This is a genomic window from Porphyromonas sp. COT-290 OH860, from assembly GCF_000768935.1.
Lineage (GTDB): Bacteria > Bacteroidota > Bacteroidia > Bacteroidales > Porphyromonadaceae > Porphyromonas.
The window spans coordinates 1-7,091 of the sequence record NZ_JRAR01000029.1; the positions used below are offsets into that span (position 1 = coordinate 1).

Annotated in this window: 4 protein-coding genes; all 4 read left to right on the forward strand. The window is 48.2% G+C overall.

Annotated elements, in window-relative coordinates; all coding sequences use genetic code 11:
* Nucleotides 1-1,033: 1,033 nt before the first annotated feature.
* Nucleotides 1,034-1,762, forward strand: coding sequence for a DUF4919 domain-containing protein (locus HQ41_RS09275; protein WP_161780577.1), 729 nt, complete (start codon nt 1,034-1,036; stop codon nt 1,760-1,762).
* A 547-nt stretch (nt 1,763-2,309) separates the two neighbouring features.
* On the forward strand, nt 2,310-4,319 hold the full coding sequence (gene ftsH / locus HQ41_RS03120; protein WP_044187796.1) for an ATP-dependent zinc metalloprotease FtsH: 2,010 nt from the start codon (nt 2,310-2,312) through the stop codon (nt 4,317-4,319).
* Between the two features lie 14 nt (nt 4,320-4,333).
* On the forward strand, nt 4,334-5,170 hold the full coding sequence (locus tag HQ41_RS03125) for a phosphatidate cytidylyltransferase (RefSeq protein ID WP_044187799.1): 837 nt from the start codon (nt 4,334-4,336) through the stop codon (nt 5,168-5,170).
* Nucleotides 5,171-5,174: 4 nt separating this feature from the next.
* A complete protein-coding gene (locus HQ41_RS03130) occupies nt 5,175-6,701 on the forward strand; it encodes a glycoside hydrolase family 10 protein (protein ID WP_044187802.1) in 1,527 nt (508 codons plus the stop codon).
* Nucleotides 6,702-7,091 lie beyond the last annotated feature (390 nt).

Consider the following 7,091-nt stretch of genomic DNA (forward strand, 5'->3'; position numbering starts at 1 on the left):
GTTAATTACATATTAAAGATATTAATAATCAGAGATATATACGACGTTTCTAACCGAAAAGCGGCAAAATGCCGTGCAACGGTCTCCTTACATCGAAAATATCAGCATACCCCATCTGGCATAGTTTGGCGATTGTCTTATTGGAGACCGTTGCACGGCATTTTGCCGCTTTTCGGTTAGAAACGTCGTATATATCTCTGATTATTAATATCTTTAATATGTAATTAACTGTATCGACATGGCAACTAAACCAACCGAACAAGCTCCTAGCTTCCTACAAGTATCAGGATGTCGCACGATCAATTGATCAAGCTATGCTCAAAGCAGGGTTGCCCCATAAGAATGCTCCTAAATTGCTCTCAGACAACGGACCTTGTTATATTGCTAATTCTCTGAAAGAGCATCTTAGCACGAAGTTCAACATGAAGCATATTCATGGTAAGCCCTTGCATCCACAAACGCAGGGGAAGATCGAACGCTACCACTGATCTATGAAGCGAGTTATCAAATTGCAGCATTACTTCGCTCCCTCAGAACTCGAAGAGGCTATTGGGGAATGGGTTGAGTACTACAATGAGCAACACTATCACGAGTCGATTGGCAACCTAAGGCCGATAGATGTATACCTCGGCAGGCAGGACCAGATCCTCAAAATAAGGGAAGAACTCAAAAGAGACTCACTAAATCAACGATATCAAGCAAACAAATTGAATCAACAAAGCGACATTTCACTACATTTGTAGTAGTGCACTTTTGTTTGACAACATACAGAACTTATCTCCACATAGAGTAAACCTTGCTCCAAAGTATTTTGAGAGAAGAGAGAAGGAGTCGGCCTTAGTGATAGATGGCAGTTGGAGTGATGATCTGTGATGGAAACCAGATGCTTCAAAACTTTTGTTTAGCATAGCTCCTAATACAATTTCTTTCAAATGGTATTCGTTATCTTTGCAAAGCAAACATTTCACAAGACTCAATGAAACTGCTGAAGTTACTATTTATATCTGCTCTAAGTTTGAGTTTTTGCCTCCCTATGGTGGCAGAAGATAACACACGTAAACCAAAGAAACGAACAACTAAGGTTAAGCGGAAACGCACCTCTACACGCCCTAGAACCTCCACAGTAGACTACGATGTCGTACAGAATCAACGCCGGGAGCTTGATAGTATGAGGCTTCTCAATGGAGGAGTGCGCCCCATTATAGTAGAGGAGAAGATACCGGGGCTGGAGCTAGAGCCTTTCGTCGCTCGCTTCAATCGTGGAGATACTACGCTTAGGCGCGAAACGATCAAAGGGCTATACTTTGGACACCAGAGTAAGATAGGGGAGGGTAGCTTCCTGCAGCAAATGGAGCTAGAGGTCGATAAAGCTATAGCCAACAAGCAGTTTGCCAAGGCTCTCAAGATGGCTCAGCGTGGGCTATGGCGAAACCCAATGCATTTTGCGCTCATTAAGCGAGCTTGTGACCTGTCGCACCACGAGAAGCACAACCGTATGGAGGTTTATCTTTGGCAGATTGTGCAGCTCTTCAATGTCGTTGAGAGTACTGGCGACGGCAAGAGCCCTGATACTGCGCTGCAAGTGATGAGCCAGTCCGATGCTCTGCTATACGAGATGCTTTGGCTAGATACACCTCGAGAACAGCTTGGCGACCGCACGATCATCAAGTTAGATGACCACAAACAACTCTTACGCCTCGAAATAAAAGGGGTAGATAGGCAGGCGATGGTGCGCTACTATAGTATGCCTATCCCCATCTAGCCCTACCATAGTTTGCAGGAGATACATGAGAGAGTGACGAGCTGTGGATACTCCATAAATACTCTCGGCTAGAAGTATCTTGGGGCTTTGTCAAAATTCATTTTTGGTACATCCCCTTTTAGTGTGTCTTAGAATGCGCAAACTGCAAGGCGCTAAGATTGAAGCTGACGAAGAAGTCCGTGTGGAGCAAAGGGAGCATAATAGAGTATGTGACCCAAGTTGAATGTCGCAAGCAGTACAGTGGTTTGTGCGTTATGACACACCGCCTCCCTTAGGTATTGGATCTAGTTTGCCGTGATTGTCTCCATCGCAGTTAGGCGTTGCATCCTCAGCCTTGCAGGTGGTGCGCTTGAGTATTGCTCCCTATTTGTAACCTAGTATTGCCCCTATCGTATGCACAAACAGAAGAGGGGGCATCTTTGTTATACAATAGGTTCGCTGTAGGATACCTTATGCCTTTCACAAATTATTAATTAATTTTGAAACTTAGGGAGTGTTACTGCGACCGATTTATATGTGTTTAGAAATAACAACGAAATAGATAATAATGGCTACGAAGCAAGACAAGAACAAGCGTAATCCTTTTCGATTTAACGAGATGTGGATATACGGATTTATTCTGATGACTCTCGGACTTTTGTTCTTCTGGGACGGGGACAATAGTGTCAAAAAGGAGCTTAGCTGGAATGAGTTTCAAGAAATAGCTCTTAGAGATGCTTTCAGTGAGATCAATGTGGATCGCAAAGACAACCAATTAGTTGCTCTAGTGCGCCCAAACATGGTAGATAGTATCTTTAAGCAGTCGGGGATACAGGCCGATCGGCTCAATAAGGCGGAGGCGCATAAGGTGATGGTACAGATCCCCTCGGTAGATCGCTTCTCGGACTTCTGCGATCGCCATGGGATACAAGCTAAGGTAACTTATAATGAGAAGACGAGCTTCTGGGCTATTCTTCTATCCTTTGGCCCCGTACTTTTGCTGATTTTCTTTTGGTTCATGATGTCTCGCCGTATGAGTGGCTCTGGTGGAGGCGTTGGAGGGGGTATCTTCTCCATTGGCAAGAGTAAGGCTCAGATGCACGATAAGACTACGATGTCGGTGACCTTTGCCGATGTAGCAGGTCTGCACGAGGCCAAGGAGGAGATCGAAGAGATTGTCCACTTCCTCAAGAATCCAGCCAAGTACACTCAGCTCGGAGGTAAGATCCCCAAGGGAGCTTTGCTTGTAGGCCCTCCGGGTACTGGTAAGACTCTTTTGGCTAAGGCAGTCGCAGGCGAGGCGCATGTGCCTTTCTTCTCGCTCTCTGGCTCCGACTTCGTGGAGATGTTTGTTGGTGTGGGTGCTAGCCGTGTGCGTGACTTATTTGCCCAAGCTAAGGCGAAATCCCCTTGTATCATCTTTATAGATGAGATTGATGCCGTAGGCCGTGCTCGTGGTAAGAATAATAGCTTTGGTGGTAATGATGAGCGTGAGAATACACTCAATCAGCTCCTGACTGAGATGGATGGCTTCGGGACTAATAGCGGCATCATTGTGTTGGCTGCGACCAATCGTGCCGATATTCTAGACTCCGCACTGCTACGAGCAGGACGCTTCGACCGACAGATCTATGTAGATCTGCCCGATGTCAATGATCGTAAGGAAATCTTCCTCGTTCATCTCAAAGGTATTAAGACCGATAGCTCGCTTGATGTAGACTTGTTGGCACGTCAGACACCCGGGTTCTCTGGTGCCGATATTGCTAATATCTGTAACGAGGCGGCTCTGATCGCAGCCCGCTCGGGTAAGGACTTCGTGAGCAAGGACGACTTTATGAATGCCGTAGACCGTGTGATCGGAGGGCTGGAGAAGAAGAGCAAGATTACCACTGCCGAGGAGCGCAAGAGCATCGCTATTCACGAGGCTGGCCATGCTACGGTTAGCTGGTTCCTAGAGTATGCCAACCCGCTCGTTAAGGTCACGATCGTACCTCGTGGCAAAGCTCTGGGAGCTGCATGGTATCTGCCAGAGGAACGCCAGATCACCACGACTCAGGCTCTACTCGACCAGATATGTGCTACACTCGCCGGTCGTGCAGCCGAGGAGCTTTTCCTTGGACGCATCTCCACAGGTGCAGCTAATGACCTCGAGCGCATCACCAAGGTTGCCTATGCCATGGTTGCCTACTATGGTATGAGTGAGCGCTTGCCCAATGTGAACTACTATGAACTACAGAGCGAAGGCTATGGCTTCAGCAAGCCTTATAGTGACAAACGAGCAGAGCTGATAGACGAGGAGGTCAGCGAGATTATCCGTTTGCAGTATGAGCGTGCCAAGGCGCTCTTGTTGGAGCATCAGGTAGGCCATCATGCTTTGGCAGATCTCCTATTAGAGGCTGAGGTAATCTACACCGAAGATGTGGAGCGTCTACTGGGTAAGCGTCAGTGGGCGAGTCGTACAGATGAGATTATGGGACGGAAGCGTACGGACAAAGCTCTACCAGAGCGGCAAAGCGAGGAAACTACAGCCGATGTCCCAAAGGACAAGGCCGAAGATGTGGAAGGTGAGGTAAACTAATAGATATCATAGATATGGAATTATTCAAGCGAACAATTTTCGGGGGGCTCTATGTGGCCCTAGTCTTGGGTGCCCTGCTTCTTGGTAGCTCAGCACTCTATCTTTCGGTATTTATGCTGCTCGCTTTTGTGGGCGTATGTGAGTACGAACCACTCGTTGGTATCAATCGTACACGCCCATTGCGCACGATCCTCGATGGTATGGCTGCTGCGTATTTGTTCTTTGCAGTCTATAGTTTCGCCAATAGCCACGAGTACCAGATGCTCGGTGGGGCGATTTTTGCGCCTTACCTATTTTACCTAGGCTACACCATGGTACGTTCGATTTACTCCGATCGGGAGTTTATGCCCAATGAGATAGCCAAAATGTTTTTTGGTCAGATCTATGTTGGGGGAGGACTAGCTGCTGCCAGTCTACTTACCGACACCATGGGGCTATTTGCTCCAGAGCGCTTGCTCTTTATGGCCTTTGTAGGTATCTGGGTCAATGATACGGGAGCCTTCATTGTTGGCTCTTCTATCGGTAAGCACCGCCTCTTTCCAAGTGTTTCGCCTAAGAAAAGTTGGGAGGGCTTCGTCGGTGGCTTTGTAGCTACGGTACTAGTTACCATAGCTATTGCGAGCTACTGGTTCGACGATATTTTCCGCCTCTGGCAGTCTGCTCTCATCGGAGCGGTCATCTCCGTAGCTGCCACTTGGGGCGATCTCTTTGAGTCTATGCTCAAGCGTAATGCAGGGGTCAAGGATTCTGGCAAGATTATTCCGGGCCATGGAGGGGTATTAGATCGTATTGACAGTGTCCTTTTCGTTTTACCCGCTTTGCTTATTCTTAGTCTAGTATTACATCTATAAGCTTATGCGTGCCAATTATTTTGTTCGCCCCGTACTAGCTTTTGTTCTAGTGGTGCTACTGGCCTCGTGTGGAGGCCTCAGGCGCTCTAGACCTGGGCGGTATATCCCTCAGAAACGCGAGTTTAGAGGGGCGTGGATACCTACTATCTATAGGAGTGAGTATAGCAAGCTCTCTCGAATAGAGGCTAGAGAGCTGCTGACCAAGCGCCTAGCACTGCTACAGCGAATGGGCTGCAATGCTGTCCTCTTCCAAGTACGAGCAGAGAGTGATGCTTGGTATCGCAGCGACTATGAACCATGGAGCAAGTATCTCAGTGGCGAACAAGGGCTGATGCCAGAGGACGGTTGGGATCCGCTCGCTTTCGTCGTGGACGAGTGCCACAAGCGAGGTATGGAGCTACATGCTTGGATTAACCCACTACGTGGGGCAGCCAATGCCAATGACTTTTTGGCCGAGAATCACCCTGCACGCCGCTACCCAGATTGGTTCGTGCGCTATGGCAATCAGCTCGTGCTCGATCCCGGCCTGCCACAAGCTAGGCGCTATGTCTGCAAGATCGTCGAGGACATCACCAAGCGCTACGACATTGATGCTATTCATTTGGACGACTATTTCTATCCATATCCTATACCCGGCACTAGATTTCCCGATGACCAGTCCTTTGAGCGTCATGGCTTGTCGGCAGGCTATCATCCCGGTGATCGTGCTACATGGAGGCGCAACAACATCAACCTCTTGGTTTATGAGCTGAGCCAAACAATCCGAGCGGCCAAGCCTTGGGTACGCTTCGGTGTCAGTCCATTTGGCATTTATCGCAACAAGCGAACTCACTCCAAGGGGAGTATGACTACGGGCTTGCAGAACTATGACGACCTCTATGCCGACGTCCTACACTGGGCTAACGAAGACTGGATTGACTATGTGGCTCCGCAGATCTACTGGAATGAGGGGACGAAAGGTTCGGACTATCAAGTCCTCGTCAAGTGGTGGAGTAAGCATCTAAGGAATGAGCGTGTACAGCTCTATATAGGGCAAGATATTAAGCGTACTATGGATGCAGGTCAGCTCGAGCGTAAGCTCTTGCTTAGCCAGCGACTCAGTCAGGGTAATATATTCTGGCCAGCCGACGAACTGATCCGTAACTACGGTGGAGTGGGCGAGGAGCTTCACCATACTTATCAGCATTCTAGAGCCTTGATGCCCGAGCAGAGAGGGTTCCTAGGCCAGAGTAAGCCGCCCAAGATGCCTGCCTCACTTTGGGAGGATCACAACGAGGCTGGTCATGTCCTTATCTGGGAGGACGAGAGAGATCCACAGGACCCCGAGAGCGCTTTCTACTATGGGGTCTACGCCTTCCCCAAAGGGGAGGAAGTTAATCTAAATAACCCTAAGGCTCTTGTCGGGATCTCTACGAGCACCTATTACAAACTTCCAAGCCTCGATGGCGCTACTCGCTATACTTTTTTAGTTACAGCGATTAATCGTTTTTGGCTAGAGAGTGAGCCACGTAAGATAAAAGTCGTGATCTAGTAAATCACTACACAACGAAATAGCGTCTAAATAATTCCGATATAAAGAATTATTTAGACGCTATTTCGTTGTAGGCTTTTTGTGTTTGAGGCGATGTCGTCTACAGATGAGATACTACCTCCCATGTACTATTTCTTCATCGGTTTCTTGCGCTTGCGGTGGTGCCGTCTATAGACGATATATCCGGAGAGCAGGATAACTAGCAGAGAGATACCAGAGGAGACCGTTGCGCGTCATTTTGCCTCTTCGGCTAGAAACGTTGTATATATCTCTGGAGACTATTGCGCAATGCACCGCTCAAAGGTTCTTGTATCTTTCTCGGTGTTTTTTGCGTGTTTGAGCGGCTTGGGGAGACTTGAATACTATCCCCCTATCCCCATCCCTGAGGGA

What these genes read in the sequence shown, in the direction of transcription:
- HQ41_RS03130 (WP_044187802.1), top strand. Translation starts at nt 5,175, where the DNA reads ATGCGTGCCAATTATTTTGTTCGCCCCGTACTAGCTTTTGTTCTAGTG.
- ftsH (WP_044187796.1), top strand. Translation starts at nt 2,310, where the DNA reads ATGGCTACGAAGCAAGACAAGAACAAGCGTAATCCTTTTCGATTTAAC.
- HQ41_RS03125 (WP_044187799.1), top strand. Translation starts at nt 4,334, where the DNA reads ATGGAATTATTCAAGCGAACAATTTTCGGGGGGCTCTATGTGGCCCTA.
- HQ41_RS09275 (WP_161780577.1), top strand. Translation starts at nt 1,034, where the DNA reads ATGGTGGCAGAAGATAACACACGTAAACCAAAGAAACGAACAACTAAG.